At 49.1% G+C, this 643-nt stretch carries 2 tRNA genes and 1 rRNA gene; all 3 read left to right on the top strand.

The window, feature by feature from the left end:
• Positions 1 to 108 (top strand): 16S ribosomal RNA (locus IB266_RS30470); the annotation flags it as partial.
• Between the two features lie 81 nt (positions 109 to 189).
• Positions 190 to 266: transfer RNA gene (locus IB266_RS30465), tRNA-Ile, on the top strand.
• 30 nt (positions 267 to 296) lie between these two features.
• Positions 297 to 372 (top strand) — tRNA-Ala (locus IB266_RS30460).
• Positions 373 to 643: the final 271 nt, after the last annotated feature.

Raw genomic sequence — 643 nt, 5'->3', positions numbered from 1 at the left:
GTAGCTAGTCTAACCTTCGGGGGGACGGTTACCACGGTGTGATTCATGACTGGGGTGAAGTCGTAACAAGGTAGCCGTAGGGGAACCTGCGGCTGGATCACCTCCTTAATCGACGACCGCAGCTGCTCCATGAGCTCCCACACGAATTGCTTGATTCATTGAAGAAGACGAAAGAAGCAGCCCGAAATTGGGTCTGTAGCTCAGTTGGTTAGAGCGCACCCCTGATAAGGGTGAGGTCGGCAGTTCGAATCTGCCCAGACCCACCAATTTTGTGTGGGAAACGCCTGTAGAAATACGGGGCCATAGCTCAGCTGGGAGAGCGCCTGCCTTGCACGCAGGAGGTCAGCGGTTCGATCCCGCTTGGCTCCACCACTACTGCTTCGATTGTATAAAGCTTAGAAATGAGCATTCCATCGGTTCGATGGTGAATGTTGATTTCTAGTCTTTGACTAGTTCGTTCTTTAAAAATTTGGGTATGTGATAGAAAGATAGACTGAACGTTACTTTCACTGGTAACGGATCAGGCTAAGGTAAAATTTGTGAGTTGCTCGTAGAGCAAGATCGAATTTTCGGCGAATGTCGTCTTCACAGTATAACCAGATTGCTTGGGGTTATATGGTCAAGTGAAGAAGCGCATACGGTG

Origin of the sequence: Pseudomonas sp. Pdm06, from assembly GCF_014851795.1 — a bacterium.
In the GTDB taxonomy this organism is placed as follows: Bacteria; Pseudomonadota; Gammaproteobacteria; order Pseudomonadales; family Pseudomonadaceae; genus Aquipseudomonas; species Aquipseudomonas fluorescens_AA.
Note: the sequence above shows the minus strand (reverse complement) of the source record. Positions and strands in the feature narration are given on the sequence as shown.